Origin of the sequence: Demequina salsinemoris (assembly GCF_000974805.1) — a bacterium.
Classification (GTDB): domain Bacteria; phylum Actinomycetota; class Actinomycetes; order Actinomycetales; family Demequinaceae; genus Demequina; species Demequina salsinemoris.
In genome coordinates this window covers 99,870-118,921 of sequence record NZ_BBQZ01000004.1, presented here as the reverse complement: position 1 = coordinate 118,921, position 19,052 = coordinate 99,870, and the positions used below count along the sequence as shown (strand labels likewise).

19 protein-coding genes are annotated in these 19,052 nt (G+C 71.8%); 10 read left to right on the top strand and 9 right to left on the bottom strand.

Going from position 1 to position 19,052, the window contains the following annotated elements:
* Positions 1-16: 16 nt before the first annotated feature.
* The 3 genes from AOP78_RS09265 to AOP78_RS09255 all read left to right on the top strand — a co-directional run bounded on the left by AOP78_RS09265 (position 17) and on the right by AOP78_RS09255 (position 3,723).
* The gene (locus AOP78_RS09265; RefSeq protein ID WP_062203537.1) at positions 17-1,402 is read left to right on the top strand and encodes an AI-2E family transporter; all 1,386 of its coding nucleotides are present in this window, start codon (positions 17-19) and stop codon (positions 1,400-1,402) included.
* Between the two features lie 10 nt (positions 1,403-1,412).
* Complete coding sequence (gene rlmC / locus AOP78_RS09260; RefSeq protein WP_062203536.1) at positions 1,413-2,561, top strand: 23S rRNA (uracil(747)-C(5))-methyltransferase RlmC; 1,149 nt, start codon at positions 1,413-1,415, stop codon at positions 2,559-2,561.
* Positions 2,562-2,697: 136 nt separating this feature from the next.
* The gene (locus tag AOP78_RS09255) at positions 2,698-3,723 is read left to right on the top strand and encodes a polysaccharide deacetylase family protein (protein WP_062203534.1); all 1,026 of its coding nucleotides are present in this window, start codon (positions 2,698-2,700) and stop codon (positions 3,721-3,723) included.
* 77 nt (positions 3,724-3,800) lie between these two features.
* Here AOP78_RS09255 and greA read toward each other — a convergent pair whose 3' ends face one another.
* Both greA and AOP78_RS09245 read right to left on the bottom strand, forming a co-directional pair.
* Positions 3,801-4,289 carry a transcription elongation factor GreA gene (greA, locus tag AOP78_RS09250; RefSeq protein WP_062203533.1) on the bottom strand — a complete coding sequence of 163 codons (489 nt, stop codon included), beginning with the start codon at positions 4,287-4,289 and terminating at the stop codon, positions 3,801-3,803.
* Positions 4,290-4,348: 59 nt separating this feature from the next.
* Entirely contained in the window at positions 4,349-4,774 is a 426-nt protein-coding gene (locus AOP78_RS09245; RefSeq protein WP_062203531.1) for a DUF4307 domain-containing protein, read from the bottom strand.
* 64 nt (positions 4,775-4,838) lie between these two features.
* Here AOP78_RS09245 and AOP78_RS09240 point away from each other — a divergent pair, with 64 nt between their 5' ends.
* The gene (locus AOP78_RS09240) at positions 4,839-5,090 is read left to right on the top strand and encodes a hypothetical protein (protein WP_062203529.1); all 252 of its coding nucleotides are present in this window, start codon (positions 4,839-4,841) and stop codon (positions 5,088-5,090) included.
* Here the strand turns inward: AOP78_RS09240 and trhA are convergent.
* Positions 5,075-5,734: a PAQR family membrane homeostasis protein TrhA gene (trhA, locus tag AOP78_RS09235; RefSeq protein WP_062203527.1), complete on the bottom strand. Its 660-nt coding sequence runs from the start codon at positions 5,732-5,734 to the stop codon at positions 5,075-5,077. The two genes, AOP78_RS09240 and trhA, sit on opposite strands and share 16 nt — an antisense overlap.
* An 83-nt stretch (positions 5,735-5,817) precedes the next feature.
* Between trhA and AOP78_RS09230 the strand changes: the two genes are divergently transcribed.
* Positions 5,818-6,579: an isoprenyl transferase gene (locus tag AOP78_RS09230; protein WP_062203525.1), complete on the top strand. Its 762-nt coding sequence runs from the start codon at positions 5,818-5,820 to the stop codon at positions 6,577-6,579.
* Positions 6,580-6,887: 308 nt separating this feature from the next.
* Positions 6,888-8,144: an RNA 5'-3' helicase PhoH2 gene (phoH2, locus tag AOP78_RS09225; RefSeq protein WP_439645037.1), complete on the top strand. Its 1,257-nt coding sequence runs from the start codon at positions 6,888-6,890 to the stop codon at positions 8,142-8,144.
* Between the two features lie 176 nt (positions 8,145-8,320).
* Here phoH2 and AOP78_RS09220 read toward each other — a convergent pair whose 3' ends face one another.
* The 6 genes from AOP78_RS09220 to AOP78_RS09195 form a co-directional block, all read right to left on the bottom strand.
* Complete coding sequence (locus tag AOP78_RS09220) at positions 8,321-8,839, bottom strand: GNAT family N-acetyltransferase (protein ID WP_062203521.1); 519 nt, start codon at positions 8,837-8,839, stop codon at positions 8,321-8,323.
* A gap of 204 nt (positions 8,840-9,043) precedes the next feature.
* Positions 9,044-10,147 carry an ABC transporter substrate-binding protein gene (locus tag AOP78_RS09215; protein WP_062203520.1) on the bottom strand — a complete coding sequence of 368 codons (1,104 nt, stop codon included), beginning with the start codon at positions 10,145-10,147 and terminating at the stop codon, positions 9,044-9,046.
* Between the two features lie 38 nt (positions 10,148-10,185).
* Positions 10,186-10,986 carry an ABC transporter ATP-binding protein gene (locus tag AOP78_RS09210; protein WP_062203518.1) on the bottom strand — a complete coding sequence of 267 codons (801 nt, stop codon included), beginning with the start codon at positions 10,984-10,986 and terminating at the stop codon, positions 10,186-10,188.
* The gene (locus tag AOP78_RS09205) at positions 10,983-12,014 is read right to left on the bottom strand and encodes a FecCD family ABC transporter permease (RefSeq protein WP_062203516.1); all 1,032 of its coding nucleotides are present in this window, start codon (positions 12,012-12,014) and stop codon (positions 10,983-10,985) included. The genes AOP78_RS09210 and AOP78_RS09205 overlap by 4 nt, the downstream gene beginning before the upstream one ends.
* The gene (locus AOP78_RS09200; protein ID WP_062203514.1) at positions 12,011-13,006 is read right to left on the bottom strand and encodes a FecCD family ABC transporter permease; all 996 of its coding nucleotides are present in this window, start codon (positions 13,004-13,006) and stop codon (positions 12,011-12,013) included. The genes AOP78_RS09205 and AOP78_RS09200 overlap by 4 nt, the downstream gene beginning before the upstream one ends.
* A 176-nt stretch (positions 13,007-13,182) precedes the next feature.
* The gene (locus AOP78_RS09195; protein WP_062203512.1) at positions 13,183-14,490 is read right to left on the bottom strand and encodes a glutamyl-tRNA reductase; all 1,308 of its coding nucleotides are present in this window, start codon (positions 14,488-14,490) and stop codon (positions 13,183-13,185) included.
* 132 nt (positions 14,491-14,622) lie between these two features.
* On the opposite strand from AOP78_RS09195, the gene hemE reads away from it, so the two are divergent.
* Genes hemE through AOP78_RS09175 form a run of 4 tightly spaced genes read left to right on the top strand, consistent with a single transcriptional unit; the run spans position 14,623 to position 19,015 of the window.
* Positions 14,623-15,711, top strand: a complete 1,089-nt coding sequence (hemE, locus tag AOP78_RS09190) for a uroporphyrinogen decarboxylase (protein ID WP_062203510.1) — start codon at positions 14,623-14,625, stop codon at positions 15,709-15,711.
* A 12-nt stretch (positions 15,712-15,723) separates the two neighbouring features.
* Positions 15,724-17,133 (top strand): protoporphyrinogen/coproporphyrinogen oxidase, encoded by a 1,410-nt coding sequence (locus AOP78_RS09185; protein ID WP_062203508.1) that lies wholly within the window; start codon positions 15,724-15,726, stop codon positions 17,131-17,133.
* 14 nt (positions 17,134-17,147) lie between these two features.
* Positions 17,148-17,822 carry a hydrogen peroxide-dependent heme synthase gene (hemQ, locus tag AOP78_RS09180; RefSeq protein WP_062203506.1) on the top strand — a complete coding sequence of 225 codons (675 nt, stop codon included), beginning with the start codon at positions 17,148-17,150 and terminating at the stop codon, positions 17,820-17,822.
* The gene (locus AOP78_RS09175) at positions 17,819-19,015 is read left to right on the top strand and encodes a ferrochelatase (protein WP_062203504.1); all 1,197 of its coding nucleotides are present in this window, start codon (positions 17,819-17,821) and stop codon (positions 19,013-19,015) included. Before hemQ ends, AOP78_RS09175 begins: the two co-directional genes overlap by 4 nt.
* Positions 19,016-19,052: the final 37 nt, after the last annotated feature.

Sequence of the window (19,052 nt, the reverse complement as noted above, 5' to 3'; positions counted from 1 at the left end):
CCGATAGTCTCAGCCTATGACCGATGACCAGCCGTCTGGGACCGACCCCGGGGCCTCGGCCGCGCACAGGCGCCGCGAGGCCGACATGGTCCCGCTGTGGCTGCGCGTCACCGCTGCGTGGGGCTGGCGGCTCATCGTGCTGTGCATCCTGCTCTTCGCCCTCGGATCGCTGTTCACAACCGTCTCGACGATCGTGGTCCCGGTCATCATCGCCCTGTTCATTGCCGCCCCGCTGGGCCTGTTCGTCGACTGGCTCGCTCGCTGGCGCATCCACCGTGGCATCGGCGCCGCACTCGCCATCGTGCTTCTCATCCTCGTCGTGATCGGACTCATGACCGTCGCCGGCGCGGAGATCGTCGCGGGTTTCGACAGCCTCAGCGTCGCGGCGGTCGAGGGCTTCAACGAGCTCATCGTGTGGCTCTCCGACGGACCGCTTCACGTGGGCGCGGACCAGCTCAAGGAGTTCCAGGACAGCCTGGTCACGCTCCTGCAGGGCAACTGGGCAGGCATCGCCTCGGGTGCGCTGTCCTTCACCGGCACGATCGGCGGCCTCGCGGCCGGTTCGGTGATCGCCCTGCTCACGCTGTTCTTCTTCCTTCGTGACGGCGCGGTCATGTGGGGCTGGGCGATCGGCATGATGCCCGACTCGACCTCCTCCCAGATCGACCGCGCGGGGCACAACGCGTGGCACACGTTGCGCCGCTATACACAGACCACGGTGTTCGTCGCCTTCGTCGACGCGGTCGGTATCGGCGCGGGCGCGTACTTCTTGGGCGTGCCGCTCGCGTTCCCCATCGCGATCCTCGTGTTCCTGTTCTCCTTCATCCCGATGCTCGGCGCGACGCTGTCCGGCTTCATCGCCGTGCTCGTCGCGCTCGTCGACGGCGGCCTCAACACGGCCGTCGCGATGCTCGTCGTCGTGCTGCTCGTGCAGCAGATCGAGGGCAACGTGCTGTACCCGCTGCTCTTCGGCAAGGTCTCCTCGCTGCACCCGCTCGTGATCCTGCTCACCGTGTCGTTCGGCACGCTGCTGCTGGGGCTCGTCGGCGCGATCATCGCGGTGCCGATCGTCGCCTTCATCACGGCCTTCGCGCGCGGCCTGCACAAGGAGTTCCGCCCCGCGCCCGAGCCTCCACCGCTGTCCGATCAGATTCCCGAGCTGGCGCACAAGTCGGTCGAGGCGATCCAGCGCGTCGTCCACACCGGGCAGATCCGCGTGCGGAACCGTCACGACGAGGATGAGGGCGACGGCGTCCTGCGCGAGGACCTCGCGCCTCCCACCGAGGACCAGATCCCGATCCACCGGCCGGCGGACGCGGAAGGCATGCATGCCGCTGGCGCCGACGCGGCAGGCACGGACGCTGACGCGTCCGACGCTGAGGGGACCGACAAGCGCGCCTAGACTCGCTGGCGTGCAGTGCGACTACTTCGATGCGGGCGTGTGCCGCTCGTGCGCGCTGCTCGAGACCCCATACGCCCGTCAGCTCGTCGACAAGGACGATGCGGTGCGCCGCGCCTTGGGCGTCACGGCCGACGGCGCGCGCTGGCTGCCGCCGGTCGCGAGCCCCGAGGCGGGGTTCCGGACCAAGGCCAAGATGGTCGTCGGAGGCACGACCGCCGCACCCACCCTCGGCATCCTGGACGCGGCGGGATCGGGAGTCGACCTCCAGGGCTGCGGCCTGTACCCCGAGGAGCTCGCGTCGGCCTTCGCGCCAGTGGCCGCGTTCGTGACGAGGGCCGCTCTCGAGCCCTACGACCTCGCGACGCGGCGCGGCGAGCTCAAGAACGTCATCCTCACCGTCTCGCCCGACGGCGAGCTCATGGTCCGCTTCGTCATGCGGTCCACCGAGGCGCTCGCGCGGCTTCGCAAGCACCTGCCGTGGCTCCGCGAGCAGCTCCCGACGCTCGCGGTCGCCTCCCTCAACGTCCTGCCCGAGCACAAGGCCGTCGTGGAGGGCGAGAGGGAGATCCTGCTGACCGAGCAGGAGTCGCTGCCGATGCGCCTGGACGACCTGACGCTGCACCTGCGTCCGCAGAGCTTCTTCCAGACCAACACCGGGGTGGCGCTCGAGCTGTACAGGCAGGCGCGCGGCTGGATCGACGAGGCCTCGCCCGTCGACGTGTGGGACCTGTACTGCGGCGTCGGGGGCTTCGCTCTCCAGGCGCTCGCACCCGGGCGCGACGTGCTCGGCGTCGAGGTGTCGGAGCAGGCGATCGCGTCCGCGTCCCTCACCCGCGACGAGCTCGCGGCCGCTGGCGTGCCGGGGGCCGCCGAGGCACGTTTCCTGGCCGCCGACGCGACGAGCTTCGCGCTCGCCGCGCAGCGCGCGCCCGAGCTCGTCGTCGTCAACCCGCCCCGCCGCGGTATCGGGCCCGCGCTCGCGGCGTGGCTCGACCGCTCCGACGCGCGCACCGTCGTGTACTCGAGCTGCCACCCCGGATCGCTCGCGCGCGACCTGGCCGCGATGCCGCGCCTGCGGCCCGTGGAGATCCGCGTGATGGACATGTTCCCGCACACGACACATGCGGAGACGGCGGTGCTCCTCACCCGCGGTTCGTAGCCTCGCCGGGCACCGTCCGTGCGCATCGTCGCAGGTGTGGAGGGTGCCCCGATTTCCTACCGTTCCACCGCTTTGGCAGGGGACTGCCTCATGTGGTCTCATAGTCCGTCTGGCGCGCGCAGGAGAGGAGCATGAGGTGGCGGTGGAGAGGGTCTCGAAGGTCGCTGCAGCGACCCTCGCGGGGGCTCTTCTCACCGGGTGTCTCGTGCTCGGCGGCGACGAGGTCGCGGCCGCGCCGGCGCAGGCCGCAGCGGTCTCCGTGAGAGCGATCGAGGCCTCCACGGGCGTCGAGAGCGTGATCGTGGATCTCTCGGGGGCCACGCTGCGCGACGCCGTGCGACTCGCCTCCGCGCAGAAGCCGAGGATCCCGGCGATCCAGGACTTCACCGGCACGCTCGTCGGCTATGCGCCGTCCATGCCCACGGCCGAGACCATGGACGATGCGGACGCCGAGCTCGTCTCCAACGTCGTGTCCGGCACGGCCGAGTCTGAGGATGCGAACTCCGAGGGCGCCAAGTCTGAGGGCGCCAAGTCTGAGGCCGCCACCACCACCGACACCGACTGCTCCGTCGAGAAGTGCCTCGCGCTGACCTTCGACGACGGCCCGGTCGACGGCACCGCGGAGCTGCTCGACGTCCTGGCCGAGCGCGGGGCCAAGGCGACGTTCTTCGTGGTGGGCAAGAACGCCTCGCAGCATCCCGACATCGTGAAGCGCATGGTCGCCGAGGGTCACGCGGTCGGCAACCACTCGTGGAGCCACGCCGATCTCACGGACCTGTCCGACAAGCAGCTCGCGCGCGAGATCACCCGCACGAGCGACCGCATCGAGCAGATCACCGGGGTGCGGCCGACCGTGCTGAGGCCCCCGTACGGCGCGACGGGACCGCGGGTCGCCGCCGTCGCGGAGGACGAGGGCCTCGCCCAGATCCTCTGGGACGTCGACCCCGCCGACTGGAAGGTTCGCGATGCGGGCAAGGTGACGAAGCGGGTCGTGAAGGACGCTCACCCTGGGGCGATCGTCCTGTCGCACGACATCCACGAGTCCACGCGCGACGCCTACGCGAAGATCATCGACAAGCTCCTCGCGCAGGGCTACACGCTCGTGACCATCCCGGACCTTCTCGATGACATGGAGCCGGGCGAGACCTACCTCTCGCGGTAGCGGCGACGAGAGCAGAGGGCCGCGCACGACGAAGGCCCCCGCGCCGAGCGCAGGGGCCTTCGCGAAGAGCGTGCGGATCAGCCGGCGAACGGCTCCGTGGAGATGACCTTGACGGGGATCTCCTTGCCGTTGGGCGCGGTGTACGAGGTCTCCTCGCCGGCGTGCTTGCCCATGAGGGCGGAGCCGAGCGGGGACTGGGCGGAGAAGACGTCGAGGTCCGTGCCGCCTGCGACCTCGCGCGAGCCGACGAGGAACTTCATCTCGCGGCCCATCACCTCGGCCACGACCACGGTGCCGGACTGGACGCCGGCGTCCGCGATCGCCTCGCCGACGGTCGCGGTGCGCAGGATGCCGCGGAGCTGCTCGATGCGAGCCTCCTGCTTCGCCTGCTCCTCGCGCGCGGCGTGGTAGCCGCCGTTCTCCTTGAGGTCGCCCTCCTGGCGGCGCTCGTCGATCTCCTTGGCGATCTCCACCCGGCCGACGTTGACGAGGTGGTCGTACTCGGCCTGCAGGCGGTCGTAGGCCTCCTGGGTCAGCCAGGTTCCGGTCGTCTCGGTCACGTTGATCCTCCTTGTGGTGACTGCCTAGGCTATCAAGTGCGTGACGGCGAACGCGAAAGCGCGGGTCAGCCCGCGTCGGCGGGCGCGAAGGTGCAGCCCTGGACGGTCGCGGTCACCGCCTCCTCCGTCGTCGCGATCTCGACGCCGACACGCTGGCGGTCCCCGTCGGCCGAGTCGACGTCCACGGTGGTCACGCCGACCTCGGCGTAGGCGGTGTTGAGCGCGCGCACGGTGCAGCTCGCGACGCCCTCGTCGTAGAAGAACACGTCGAACTCGGCCGTGGTGAGCTGGGGGCTCTCGACGAGGTAGCCGACGTCCTGGAAGCGCACGGTCTCGCTCTTCGCGGCGAGCATCGCGTAGGCGCCCACCGCGAGCACGGCGGCGGCGAGCCCGGACCCCACCCACAACCAGGTGCGCGGGCTGAGGCGGGGCAGCGCGCCGTCATCGTCGGCGGAGGAGCGTGCTCCGGCGGGCTGTGCGGCGTCTTCCATGGTGGGCACGATAGTTCACGGCCGGGGATACGGCAGGATTGTCCTCAACGAAAGGAATGTCCCCGTGACCGATTTCACCGGCGGGCCAGGCTTCCTGGCCTTCGTCTTCACGTTCGCGCTCGCCGTCGCCGGCGTGCTGCTGTTCCGCTCCCTGGCCAAGCACCTGCGCAAGGTGAGGGGTGCATCGTCCACGTCGTCGGATCTGCGCGAGCCGGGAGCCGCCCAGGCGGGCGGCGACGGGACGATGCGGCAGGTTGAGCCCGGCGCTGACGGCGCCGGCGACGAGGCCGGTCCTGGGGATCAGCCCGCGTCGTAGTAGATCGCGAGCGCCACGGCGATGTAGTGGCAGATGAAGCCCGCGATCGTGAGCGCGTGGAAGATCTCGTGGAAGCCGAAGTAGCGGGCCGACTTGCCGGGCCACTTGAAGCCGTAGATGACGGCGCCGACGGTGTAGCAGAGGCCTCCCGCGACGATCAGCCACACGACTGCGGCGCCTCCGGCCTCGTAGAACGGGCCGATGAAGCCGATCGCGACCCAGCCCATGGCGATGTACACGGGCACGTAGACCCATCGCGGGGCGCCGAGCCACAGGATGCGCGACAGCAGGCCGATGACGGCGCCCGTCCAGATGATCGCGAGCACCCAGACGCGGGTCGGGCCGGACAGCAGGATCACCGTGAGCGGCGTGTAGGTGCCGGCGATGATCAGGAAGATGTTGGCGTGGTCCATGCGGCGCAGCACGGCCTGAGCCTTGGGGGACCAGTTGCCGCGGTGATACACGGCCGACGTGCCGAACAGCATGACGGCGGTGGTGGTGAAGACCGCGGTCGACGCCCTCGCGGCGAGCGTCGGCGCTGCCACGACGAGGGCCATGCCCGCGAAGTAGGCCAGCGGCGCTGCGCCCAGGTGGAGCCAGCCGCGCATCATCGGCTTGCCGATCGTGGGCAGGTTCTCATCCATGACCCTACGGTAACGTAGGTTAGTCGCCAGGGTTACCCTGGTCTCGCGCCCGTGGGCGCATTCCACTCCTGGAAAGGACGGGCATGGGTCTGCGGAGCCTGCTCTACGGCCTGTACGAGCGGCAGCTGGGCGCCGAGTTGCGCGGCGCGACCCTGCCCCGGCACATCGGCGTCATCCTCGACGGCAACAGGCGGTGGGCCAAGACCATCGGAGCGCCCGCAGCGCACGGTCACCAGAAGGGCGCCGACAAGATCACCGAGGTGCTCGAGTGGTCGCAGGAGGCCGGCGTCGAGGTCGTGACGCTCTGGCTGCTCTCCACCGACAACCTGGATCGCGACCCGAAGGAGCTCGAGCCGCTGCTCGAGATCATCTGCTCCGCGGTGGAGAACCTCGCGAGCGATGGCCGCTGGCGGCTGCGTCACGTCGGTGACGCGAGCCTGCTGCCCGCCGCGTCCGCGAAGCGGATCGCCGCGGCGGTCGAGCGCACCGCCGACGCGACAGGGGTGCACGTCAACGTCGCGGTCGGCTACGGCGGCCGCCACGAGATCACCGACGCCGTGCGCTCCTACCTGCGCGAATGCGACGAGGAGGGGCTCACGCTCGCCGATGCCGCGGACCGGCTCAAGGTCGACCACATCGAGGGTCACCTCTACACCAAGGGTCAGCCCGACCCCGACCTCGTGATCCGCACGTCGGGCGAGCAGCGACTGTCGGGCTTCCTCATGTGGCAGAGCGCGCATACCGAGTTCTACTTCTGCGAGGTCTACTGGCCCGCGTTCCGTCGGGTCGACTTCCTGCGCGCGCTGCGCGACTACGCGCTGCGCGAGCGTCGGCTCGGCAAGTAGGGGACCCGACCGCCGCATCGTCCGGGCGCCCAGGTTACGGTGATGTGAATTGTGGCGTGTCGCCATTCCCGAGGCGTATCACACCGGCGTAGTTTCGAAGCGTGGTACCACACACTCGACGCACCGACCCGGTGCCCGACTAACGAACGCCTCAGGGCGTTCGGCGCCCTGCGGCCTGAACGCTGGGAGCCCCTGTGACCGCCACCACGCCCCGCACCACCCCCCTCACCGACGCCTCGACCGAGGACGCTGTCGCCCTGCGCACGTATGTGCTCGACACGTCGGTCCTGCTGTCGGACCCGCGCGCGATGCGTCGCTTCGCGGAGCACGACGTCGTGCTCCCGGTGGTCGTCATCACGGAGCTGGAGGCGAAGCGGCACCACCCTGAGCTGGGGTACTTCGCGCGGTCGGCCCTCAGGATGCTGGATGAGCAACGCGTCAAGCACGGCACCCTCGACAAGCCCGTGCCGATCAACGAGGAGGGTGGCTCCCTCCGGGTCGAGCTCAACCACACCGACCAGGAGGTGCTGCCGAGCGGCTTCCGGCTCGGGGACAACGACACCCGCATCCTCGCCGTCGCCGCGAACCTGAGCGCCGAGGGCCACCACGTGGTCGTCGTCTCGAAGGACCTGCCGATGCGCGTCAAGGCGTCGGCGCTCGGCATCGAGGCCGAGGAGTACCGCGCCGAGCTCGCCGTCGACTCCGGCTGGACCGGCATGCGCGAGATCCAGATCACCGACGACCAGATGGGCGCCCTGTGGGAGTCCGAGCGGCTCGACGCGCCGCCCACCGCGGACTGCGGCGAGGACATCAAGTCCCTCCCGGTCCACACCGGGCTCGTGATCCACTCGCCGCGGGGCAGCGCGCTCGGGCGCGTGACCGACGAGGGCACGGTGCGGCTGGTCCGCGGGGACCTCGAGGTCTTCGGGGTGCACGGCCGCAGCGCCGAGCAGCGCGTCGCGATCGACCTCCTGCTCGACGACTCCGTCGGCATCGTGTCGATGGGTGGCCGCGCGGGCACCGGCAAGAGCGCCCTCGCGCTGTGCGCGGGCCTCGAGGCCGTCATGGAGCGCCGCCAGCACAAGAAGATCATGGTGTTCCGCCCGCTGTACGCGGTCGGCGGCCAGGACCTCGGCTACCTGCCCGGCGATGCGGGCGAGAAGATGAACCCTTGGGCGCAGGCGGTGTTCGACACGCTCGGAGCGATGGTGTCCTCGGAGGTGGTCGAGGAGGTCATGGCGCGCGGCATGCTCGAGGTGCTCCCGCTCACCCACATCCGCGGCCGCTCGCTGCACGACGCGTTCGTGATCGTCGATGAGGCCCAGTCGCTCGAGCGCAACGTGCTGCTCACGATGCTCAGCCGCATCGGTCAGGACTCGCGCGTGGTCCTCACGCACGACGTCGCCCAGCGCGACAACCTCCGCGTCGGCCGTCATGATGGAATCGCGGCTGTGATCGAGGCGCTCAAGGGCCACCCGCTGTTCGCCCACGTCACGCTCGAGCGCTCCGAGCGCTCGGCGGTCGCGGCGCTCGTCACCGACATGCTCGAGCGGCTCGACCTTTAGACCTCGCCCCCGAACCCTCAGCCGGGGGTGGGACGGACGGGGGTCGGTCGGCGCGAGCCGGCCGGCCCCCGGTTTTCTGTCCGGGTACGCCGCTCCTCGACAACCCGCGCGCGCCCGTGGGCGCTCATTGTCGTTGTCGCGCCTCGCGCGCGTCCCGGTGGGCGCTCATTGTCGTTTCATGCCTCGGACGAGCCCCGTACCCACCTGATCTCGCCGTCGGCGCGCTCCGAGGTGGCCGCGAACCCGAGCCGTCTCGCGACCCCGGCCGACGCCCGATGCTCGGGATGAATCCAGGCGCTCACGCGAGTGACGCCCTGCTCGCTGAGCCAGTCCAGCATCGTCCGTGCGGCCTCCGTCGCGAGCCCTCGGCCCTGATGCGTCGTCGCGACCACCCATGCCACATCGGCCTCCAGCCCGGACGATGCGACCGTCGCCTGGACATACCCGGCCAGCTCAGCATCGTCCATGGTCCGGACCGCCCAGTTGAGCCAGGCCTCGCTGCCGTCGGGGGAGGTGCGGGACTCGAGCCGCGCGTAGCGCGCGGTCAGCGCGTCGACGGTCGGCGGCTCGCCGCCCGTGAACTCGTAGAGCGCGGGGTCCGCGAGGGCGACCGCCATCTCGGTCGCGTGGGCGGCGGTCAGCGGCTCCAGGATGAGCCGCGATGAGGCGAGTGGAACGGGGGCGATGCGGGGCACGCAGTCAGCGTAGGCCGTGCCGGGTGGGGCCGCGAAAACGACAATGAGCGTCCACCAGGACGCATTGGAGGCGCCAGAACGACCATGAGTGTCCACAACCGCGAGTGAGGGGGCGATTGGGGCGGGACGGGTGTGGGGAGGCGCGGGAACGCGAGAGCCCCCGCCGCCACGAGGGCGACGGGGGCTGGGGTCATGCCCTGCGGGCTACGCCGCGTCGGACACGAACGGCTCGATCTCCGTGGCGGGGTCGCCGTCGAGCGCCTCCTCGAGCATCGGCACGAACGCGTCGAGCGAGTACATGACGGACGACGGCGAGTTCGCGAAGAACGCGCCCTCGAGGATCGAGTCGGTCTGCCACAGGTTGCCGCCGACCGCGGTCGTGTTGAGCGAGTCGAACAGCGGCAGCGCCTCGAGCGCCTCCTGCGAGCCCTCCGTGGTCGCGACCTGCCACACGATCGAGTCGAGGTCGCCCAGGACGGTGTCGAGCTGCTCGGCGCTGATCTGCATCCACGCATCGGACGTGCCGTCGATCGACGCGACGTCGAGGCCGAGGTTCGCGAGGAACTGGTTGCGGGTGTCGGACGCGGCGTACACGAACGCCTGGCCCTCGTAGTAGCCGCCGACCTGCGAGGTGAGGCCCTCCCACTCGGGGTGGGCGTCGCGGACCTCGGCGTACGCGGCGTCGATGTCGGCGAGGATCGTCTCGGCCTTGTCCGACGTGCCGGTCACGGCGGCGAGCTCGGTGAGCTCGTCGGCGAGCGTGACGCCCCACTCGACGGTCTCGTTGCCCTCGGAGTCGGTCGCGGGGCGCGTGATGACGGGCGCGATCTGCGACAGCAGGTCGTACTCCTCCTGCGTCATCGTGTGGTTCGGGTAGGTCGCGATGATGAGGTCGGGCTCGTACGACGCGATGAGCTCGGCGTCGTAGGTGGTCGATCCGGGCTCGAAGGTCTCGGGCTCTGCGCCCGCCGCCTCCATGTCGGCGATGGCCCAGGGGCCCGTGCCGTAGTCGTAGCCCTGCCAGCTCACGGGCACCGCGACGGGCGCGACGCCGAGCGCGTAGAGGTACTCGTGCTCGTGCGAGCCGAGGGTCACGACGCGCTGAGGCTCGGACTCGACGGTCACCTCGCCCATCACGGTGTCGACGGTGACGGGGAACGCGTCCGCGACGGCGTCGGCGGAGGCGCTCGCGTCTGCGGACGCGGTGGAGGACGCCTCTGGGCTCTCGGTCGACGAGCACGCGGCCATGAGGGCGGCCGCCGAGGCCGCCATCGCTGCCGCGGCGAGGCGGCGGGTGGTGGTCTTCATGGTGTTCCTTTCGTAGGGGTTCCGGGTAGGGGTGACGTTCAGGTGTCGGCGCGGCCGCCGGGCGCGTGCGCGGGGACGATCACGGGCGTGCCGGTGACGGGATCGGGGATGACGCGCACCTCGAGCCCGAAGACGTCGCCGACGGTCTCGGCGGTGAGGACCTCGGCGGCGGGACCGCTCGCGGCGACCCTGCCCTCGGACATCGCGATGACGTGGTGCGCGTAGCGCGCGGCCTGGTGGAGGTCGTGCACGACCATGACGATCGTGCGCTCCTGGCGATCGTTGAGCCGATGCAGGAGGTCCATCACCTCGTACTGGTGTGCGATGTCGAGGTAGGTGGTGGGTTCGTCGAGGATCATCAGCGGTGTGTCCTGCGCGAGCGCCATCGCGATCCACGCGCGCTGCCGCTGGCCTCCCGAGAGCTCATCGACGACGGCGTCCTGGATGCTCGTCAGCCCTGTCGAGTGCAGGGCGGACATCACGGCCGTCTCGTCGGCCGCGCTCCACGGCCGCAACACCTTCTGGTGCGGGGTGCGCCCGCGCGCGACGAGCTCCTTGACGGTGATCCCTGCGGGGGCGAGGGGCGACTGCGGGAGCAGCCCGACTCGCCTCGCGACCTCGCGCGTGGGGACGCGGTGGATGTCCTCGCCGTCGAGCAGCACGGTGCCGTCGCTGGGCGTCAGCAGCCGCACGAGCGCGCGCAGCAGGGTCGACTTGCCGCAGCCGTTGGGGCCGATGATCGCGGTGATCTGGCCGTCGGGGATCTCGACGTCGACGCCGTGGACGATGGGCGGGCCGCCGTAGCCGATCACGGCGCCTTGGGTCTCGAGCCTTGTCATGACTGACCTCCTCGTGATGAGCGCGCCACGAGCCACAGCAGGTACGGCGCGCCGACGGCGGCGGTGAAGATGCCGACGGGAAGCTGCAGGGTGTCGGGCATCTGCTGCGCGACCTGGTCGGCGGCGAGCAGGAGCACGGCGCCCATGAGCGCGGACGGGATGAGGGTGACGCCCGCGTTGCGGGTGAGGCGCAGCGCGAGCGCGGGGGCGACGAGCGCGATGAACCCGATCGGGCCGGTGACGGCCACGGCTCCGGCGGCGAGCAGCACCGAGCACACCGCGAGGATCCCTCGCGAGCGCCCGACGTGGATGCCGAGGGCCTTCGCTGTGTCGTCGCCCATCTCGAGGGTGCGCAGCGCGCGGGCGTGCCACAGCACGATCGGCAGCAGCACCGCGAGGACCGCGCCGGCGACGGCGACGTGCGTCCACGTGCGCCCGGTCACGGAGCCGACGAGCCAGCCGAGCGCGTTGCCCGCGTCGTGCACGTCCATGCGGGTGAGCAGGTACTGCGTGGTGGCGTTCGCGACGAAGCCCATGGCGATGCCCGCGAGGATGAGGCGCAGGGGGACGATGCCGCGCCTCCACGACAGCGCGAGGATCAGCGCGGAGATGGTGAGGGCTCCGACGACCGCGCCCGCGGCCGTCACCCACAGCGAGCTCGCGCCGATGAGCCAGATCGTGAGCACCGCTCCCGTGCCCGCGCCCATGCTGATGCCGATGAAGTCGGGCGAGGCGAGCGGGTTGCGGGTGAGGGACTGGAGGATCGCGCCGGACAGCCCGAGCATCGCGCCGACGAGGATCGCCGTGAACGCGCGGGGCGCGCGCACCTGGCCGACGATGAAGTCGCCGGGCGAGCCCACCGAGATGCCGATCGACGCCTTGAGGCCGTCGAGGATCGAGATGTCGGCCTTGCCTGCGGTGAGCGCGACGATGAGCAGGCCGAACAGGACCGCGGCGAGCGCGAGCCCGACCGCGAAGGTGCGCCGGTGCGTCGAGATGCCGAGCGGGCCGAGACGGAGGATCCTCACAGCTCCACCACCTTCATGCGCCGCGCCATGACCGCGAAGATGATGCCGCCGAGGAATGCGGTGGTGATGCCGACCCCGATCTCGCCCGGGTAGGCGACGATGCGTCCGAGCACATCGCACACGAGCACGAGCGCGGCTCCGCCGAGCGCGCTCACCACGAGCAGCCAAGGCAGCGAGGCCCCGACCAGCGCGCGCGCGAGGTGCGGCACGGCGAGGCCGACGAAGACGATGGGGCCGGCCGCGGCGGTCGCGGCACCGGCGAGCAGCGTGACGATCACGATGACGAGGGTGCGGGTCGCGCCGATGCGCACGCCGAGCGCGCGTGCGGCGTCCTCGCCCAACGCGATCGCCTGGAGCTGACGCGAGGCGAGCAGCCCTGCCGCGAGCGAGACGAGCACGATCCACGCGAGCGCGGACAGGTCGTGGTTCTGGCGGCCGGTGAGTGAGCCGGCGACCCACAGCCGGTACTGCTCGAGGGTCTCGTCGTTGACGAGCAGCACCGCGTACGTCACCGAGGACACGAGCGCGGTGAAGGCGACGCCGGCCAGCGCGAGGCGCACGGGGGCGCCTGCGGCGGCGCCGCGCGCTCCTATCGCGTAGACGACGACCGCCGCGAGTCCCGCGCCCGCGAAGGCGACCCACACCTGGGCGCCGAAGGTCGTGGCGATTCCGGTGGACAGCGCGATGACGACGGCGAGCGACGCGCCCGCGTTGATGCCGAGCAGCCCTGGATCGGCGAAGGGGTTGCGCGTGAGCGACTGCATGAGCGCGCCCGCGACGCCGAGGGCCGCGCCCGCGAGGATCCCGATGAGGGTGCGGGAGACGCGCAGCTCGCGGACGATCGCCTGCTCGGGGGAGTCGGGGTCGTACGACGTGAGCGACTGCCAGACGGTGCCGAGGTCGATCGCGCGTGATCCGACCGCGAGCGACAGCGCGACCGCGGCGACCAGCACGATCGCGGCGGCGATCGCGATCAGGGCACGCGTGCGCATGGGGCTCCTTGGGCTGGGGGCGAGGCGTTCGTGGCGTCGGTGAGGCTCGCCTAACCTAGCCCAGCCAGGGGAATTAATGCAACGTGAGTGTTGTCAAATATGCCCGGCCCGGGGGTGCGCGGAGCGGCGGTGCAGCGCGCGGGCCGGACGGCGACTGCGCTGTGGGAGGGGTGGTCCTACAAGGAGGGGTCGGTGTCCTGGTCGACGATGCCGGGCACCGGGCACGCGTCAGCGGGCACGGCGATGTCGATCCCGTACAGCGTGTGGATCGCGCCGAGGTAGCGGTCCGCCTCGCCGGCGCGCGCGAGCTCGCGCGCCCTGACCGTCGGCGTGTGGAGGAGCGTCTTCGCGAAGCGCCGCAACGACTGCTCCGCGAGCTCGGCCCTCGCGATGGCCTCGGCGTCCGCGCCCGCGGTGGGCCGGATTCGGGCCAGCTCCCGCTCGAGCAGGCCGAACACGTGCTCGCGCAGCGCGACGATCGCGGGGTCGACGGCCCGCTCGGTCTCCCCGACCTCGAGGCGCGCGACCGCGTGGGCGACGATCGAACGTGCCGCCTCGAGCGCCTCGACGGACTCGCCGGGGGCATGGCGGCCCACGGTCTCGAGGTTGACCACCGTGACGTCGCGCAGGTCCTCGACTCCCGGGGCCACGTCGCGGTGCAGGGCCAGGTCCACGATCGTGAGGGGGTGGCGCGCGGTGGCGCGCGCGCTGGACACCAGAGCGGGCGTGAGGACGATGCTCTCGCCTCCCGAGCATGCATAGATCACGTCCGCCTCGCGCACCGCTGAGGCGAGCGCGTCCGCCTGCACGACAGGGATGCCCTGGCGCTCGCCGAAGACCGGGCCGCGGCCCGACGGGGAGAACACGCCCGCGATGACGGCGCCGCGCGCGCGGAGCGTCGCGACGCCCGACTCGGCGAGGGCGCCCGTGCCGATGATGAGCGTGCGGGCTCCGGGCCATTCGACCGACTCGTCGGCGAGGTCGAGCGCGACGGAGACGACCGATCGGCCCGACGTGCCGACTCCCGTGGTCGACGCGACGGCGCGGGAGGTGCGCAGCGCGGACTGGAACAGGCGGTCGAGGCGCGCGGAGATGTGGTGCCGCTGCTGGGCCTCGATGTGAGCGCGGCGGACCTGACCTGAGATCTCGCGCTCGCCGACCACCATGGACTCCAGGCCGGCGGTGACGGACATGAGGTGCTGGGCCGCGTCGTCGTCCTCATAGGTGAGGAGCGCGTCGGCCACGACATCCTCGGCAAGGCCCGAGGCGGCGGCGAGGGTCGCGACGACCTCGCCGCGCGCGGCTTCGGCGTCGTCCGTCTCGAGGTAGACCTCGAAACGGTTGCAGGTGGGCAGCACGACGGCGCCTGAGACGGGGGACCGGCCGTCCTCCGCGAGGCCCGCGATGCTCTTCGCCCCGAGGCTGAGCTGCTCGAGGAGCGCGAGATCGCGGTTGCGGTGACTGGCCACGAGGGACATCAACATGACGCTCCATTGTGACATGGCGCCAACGCAGGCGTGCTCGCGGCCCTTGGAGGCGCAGCCTTCATCGTTACCACAATCGAGACCGTGACTCTCGGGGTGAAGAGACACGCCGTGACGGGGCAGAATCGAGGCATGACCCCGACGACGCTGCCCGCCGGCCATCCGTTCGCGAACGGGACGACCGCCGACGCCCCCCTCATCGCCGCCCTCCAGGGGCGCGAGCCCTCGCATCGTCCCGTGTGGTTCATGCGCCAGGCGGGGCGCTCGCTGCCCGAGTACCGCGCCGCGCGCGTCGGCTCGACGATGCTCGAGGCCTGCTTCACGCCCGAGCTCGCCGCGGAGATCACCCTGCAGCCCGTGCGCCGGTACGGGGTCGACGCCGGCATCTTCTACTCGGACATCGTGGTGCCGCTCAAGGCCGCGGGCGTGGACGTCGACATCGCGCCGGGAGTCGGCCCGGTGTTCGGAGCGCCGATCCGGACGCTCGCCGACGTGGAGGCGCTGCCCGACCTCGGTATGGAGGGTGACGGCGGCACGTTCGATGCTGCGCTCGAGCCCGTCAGGCGGGCCGTCGAGATCACGGTCGGAGAGCTCAAGGCGACCCCGCTGATCGGCTTCGCCGGCGCGCCCTTCACGCTCGCCGCCTACATGGTCGAGGGGCGTCCCTCGCGCGACCACCTCGCCGCGCGCGAGCTCATGTATGCCGACCCCGACGCGTGGGAGGCGCTCGTCGACTGGACCGCCGCGCTCGCGGGCCGGTTCCTGCGCGCGCAGGTGCTCGCCGGCGCCTCCGCGGTGCAGCTCTTCGATTCGTGGGCGGGTGCGCTGTCCGAGCGTGACTACCAGGAGCACTGCGCCGGCGGCTCCGCACGCGCCCTCCAGTCGGTCGCCGAGCTCGGCGTGCCCCGGATCCACTTCGCGACAGCGGCCGGGCACCTGCTGCCCGCGCTCGCCCAGGCGGGAGCGACCGCGGTCGGGGTCGACTACCGGACCCCGCTCGACGAGGCCGCCGGGATCATCCCCGACCTCGCGCTCCAGGGGAACATCAACCCCGCGCTGCTCGCCGCCCCCGCCGACGTCCTCGAGGCGCACGTCCAGGACGTGCTCACACGCGGCGCGGTTGCGCGCGGCCACGTGGCCAACCTGGGCCACGGCATGCCTCCGCACACCGACCCGGCTGCGGCGCAGCGCGTCGTCGACTACGTCCACGAGCATGGATGACCGCGGGCGAGCATGACGATGAGCAGGGGAGAGCGGGCCGAGCCTGACGCGCAGTCGACCCCGGTGCCGCCGGCGTCGACGCACTCGCGAGGTCGCACCGTCATCGTGGTCGGCGGCGGGCCGGCCGGGCTGCTGGCCGCGCGCAGGCTGCTGCGGGCGGGTGCCTCGGTGACCGTCCTCGAGGCCGCGGAGCGGACAGGCGGCAGGGTCTCCCGGCTCGAGCTCGACGGCCTCGCGCTCGACGCGGGCGCGGAGTCGTTCGCGGTGCGCGACGGCGACGTCGAGAGGCTCCTCACCGAGCTCGGGCTGCGCGACGGCATCGTCGCGCCGCTGCCCTCGCCCGCGTGGGTCGTCGGCCCGACGCGGGCCTACCCGCTGCCGCGCGCAGGCTGGATGGGGATCCCCGTGCACCCCTTCGCCCCGGACGTGGTCGAGGCGATCGGGATCCTCGGCGCGCTGCGGGTGTGGTGGGAGCGGCTCCTCCCCGTCGCCGACCCCGGGCCGGACGCCACCGCGGGCGAGGTCTTCCGCCATCGGCTCGGCCGACGCGCGACCTCGCGCCTCGTCGAGCCGGTCGTCAAGGGGATCTACTCACGGCCGCTCGACGAACTGCCGTTCGCGGCGCTGGGCCCCGGCACCGGCGCGGGGATGGTGCGCCACGGAGGGCTGGTCGCGCTCGCGACCGCGAGGCGTGCCGCGTCTCCCGCGGGCTCGGCGGTGCGAGGGCTCGTCGGCGGGGTGGCCACCCTCACCGAGGCGCTCGCTCGCGAGGTGCGTTCCCTCGGCGGCGTGATCCGCACCGGCGCCGCCGTGGAGTCGGCGCGACGCTCGGACGACGGCGGGTGGACGGTCACCGTCGCGGGCCAGGCGCCGCTCGCCGCCGGCGAGGTCGTGATGGCCGTGCCGCAGGCCGCCGTGGTGCGGCTGCTGCCGGACGTCGATCCCGCGCGAGAGCCCCGCGAGCCCGGCCAGGCCGTGCTCGTCACGCTCGTCCTCGACGCTCCCGAGCTCGCCGGCGCACCTCGCGGCACCGGCGTGCTCGCGGTCGACGGAGTCACGCGCGCCAAGGCACTCACGCACGCGACCGCCAAGTGGGCGTGGCTCGCCGAGCGCGCCCGCGACCGCCACATCGTCCGGCTGTCGTACGACGCCCGCGCCATCCGCGACCTCGACCGCGACGGCCCCGTCGCCCAGGAGGGATCCCTCGTGCGGGCCGCGCTCCGGGATGCTTCGCGGCTCCTGGACGTTCACCTGACGCCGGAGCGGCTGCGCGCCTCCGCGGTGGTCGCCTGGCCGGACTCCGCGCCGGCGGACGGTCCCGTGGTCGAGGTGGGCGAGGGGCTGTCCCTCGTGGGATCGGCCGCGGGGCTCACGGGCCTCGCCGCGATCGCGTCCGAAGATTTTGTTTTGAGTCATTCGTAAGAGAGGATGTCGGCATGACCGATCAGCCCGAAGGCTTCACCCTGTTCTCCGTCCTGGACGGCCTGCTGGACGCTCCCGATGAGGAGTTGGCCGAGGTCGTCGAGCACTTCGACATGGCCGTGAGCGAGCTCGCCGAGCACGACGTGGTCCTGCGCGGCATCTACGACGTGTCGGGCCTGCGCGCCGACGGCACCGTGATGCTGTGGCTCCACGGACCCAGGCTCGAGGACCTGCAGCTCGCGCTGCGCGAGCTGCACGCGACCGAGCTGCTCGCCGGCACCACCCTCACGTGGTCCGCGGCCGGAGTGCACCGCGCCGCCGAGTTCAACCGTGCCCACGTCCCGGGCTTCCTGCGCGGCGAGCGCGCCCGCGACTGGCTCACCGTCTACCCCTTCGTCCGCTCGTACGAGTGGTACCTGCTGCCCGAGGAGGAGCGCTCCGCGATGCTGCGCGACCACGGCATGAAGGGAGCCGCGTTCAAGGGCGTCGTCGCCAACACCGTCGCCGCCTTCGCGCTCGGCGACTACGAGTGGCTCCTGCCCATGGAGGCCGACGAGGTCACCGACCTTGTCGACATGATGAGGGAGCTGCGCTACACGGAGGCCCGTCGCCACGTGCGCGAGGAGGTGCCGTTCTACACCGGCCGCAAGGTGACCACCGCCGAGGCCGTCGAGGTGCTCGCCTCATGACCGACACCGTGACCCCCGCATCGTCCCTTCCTCCGCTCGCCGCATCGTCCCGCGTCCTCGACGCGACGACGTACGACTGCATCCTGCTCGCCGGCTTCGGCGGCCCCGAGGGGCAGGACGACGTCATCCCGTACCTGCGCAACGTCACGCGCGGCCGCGGCATCCCCGACGAGCGCCTCGAGGAGGTGTCGCACCACTACCGGCACTTCGGCGGCATCAGCCCCATCAACGAGCAGAACCGCGAGCTCAAGGCCGCGCTCGAGGGTGAGATCGCCGCGCGCGGACTCGACCTTCCCGTCTACTGGGGCAACCGCTTCTGGGCGCCCTACTTCACCGACGCGCTCAAGGAGCTGCACGCCGATGGGCACCGCCGCGTCCTGGTGCTGGTGACCACGGCGTTCTCCTCGTACTCGGGCTGCCGCGCCTACCGCGAGGACCTCGCGACCGCGCTCGCGGAGACCGGGTTCGAGGGCGAGCTCGTGCTCGACAAGGTGCGTCAGTACTTCGACCACCCCGGCTTCGTCGAGCCCAACGTCACCGCCGTGCGCGAGGGGCTGCGGTCGCTCACGGCCGCGGGCAAGGGCGACAACGTCCACGTCATGTTCGCGACGCACTCCATCCCGACTGCCGCGGCGTCCGTCTCGGGCCCGCGCGAGGCGCTCCCGTCCGGCGAGCCCGTCGAGGTCGGCGGCGAGAACGAGTGGTACGCGGGCGGCGGCTGGTACGCCGAGCAGCAGCGCGCCGTCGCAGCGCTCGTCATGGACCGCCTGGCCGACGAGTTCCCCGGCGTCGCCTCGTCGCTCGTGTACCAGTCGCGCTCCGGCGACCCGCGCGTGCCGTGGCTCGAGCCCGACATCAACGACGCCATCGAGGCGCTGCCGGCGGACGTGACCGGCCTCGTCGTGTCGCCGCTGGGCTTCGTGTCCGACCACATGGAGGTCATCTGGGACCTCGACAACGAGGCGCAGGAGACGTGCGACGAGCGCGGGCTCGCCATGGTGCGCGTGCCGACCGTCGGCGTGGACCCCGCGTTCGTGTCGGGGCTGATCGACCTGGTCGAGGAGCGTCACGTCGCTCCCGGCGGGACCCCGCGCTCGCGCGAGGCCCTCACCGAGCTCGGCCCGTGGCAGGACGTGTGCCCCACCGACTGCTGCCTGGGACGCGCCGCCAAGGCGACCATCGCATCGTCCTGAGCCTCTCCATCCACCGCTGGCCGCGGCGTCCCCTCCG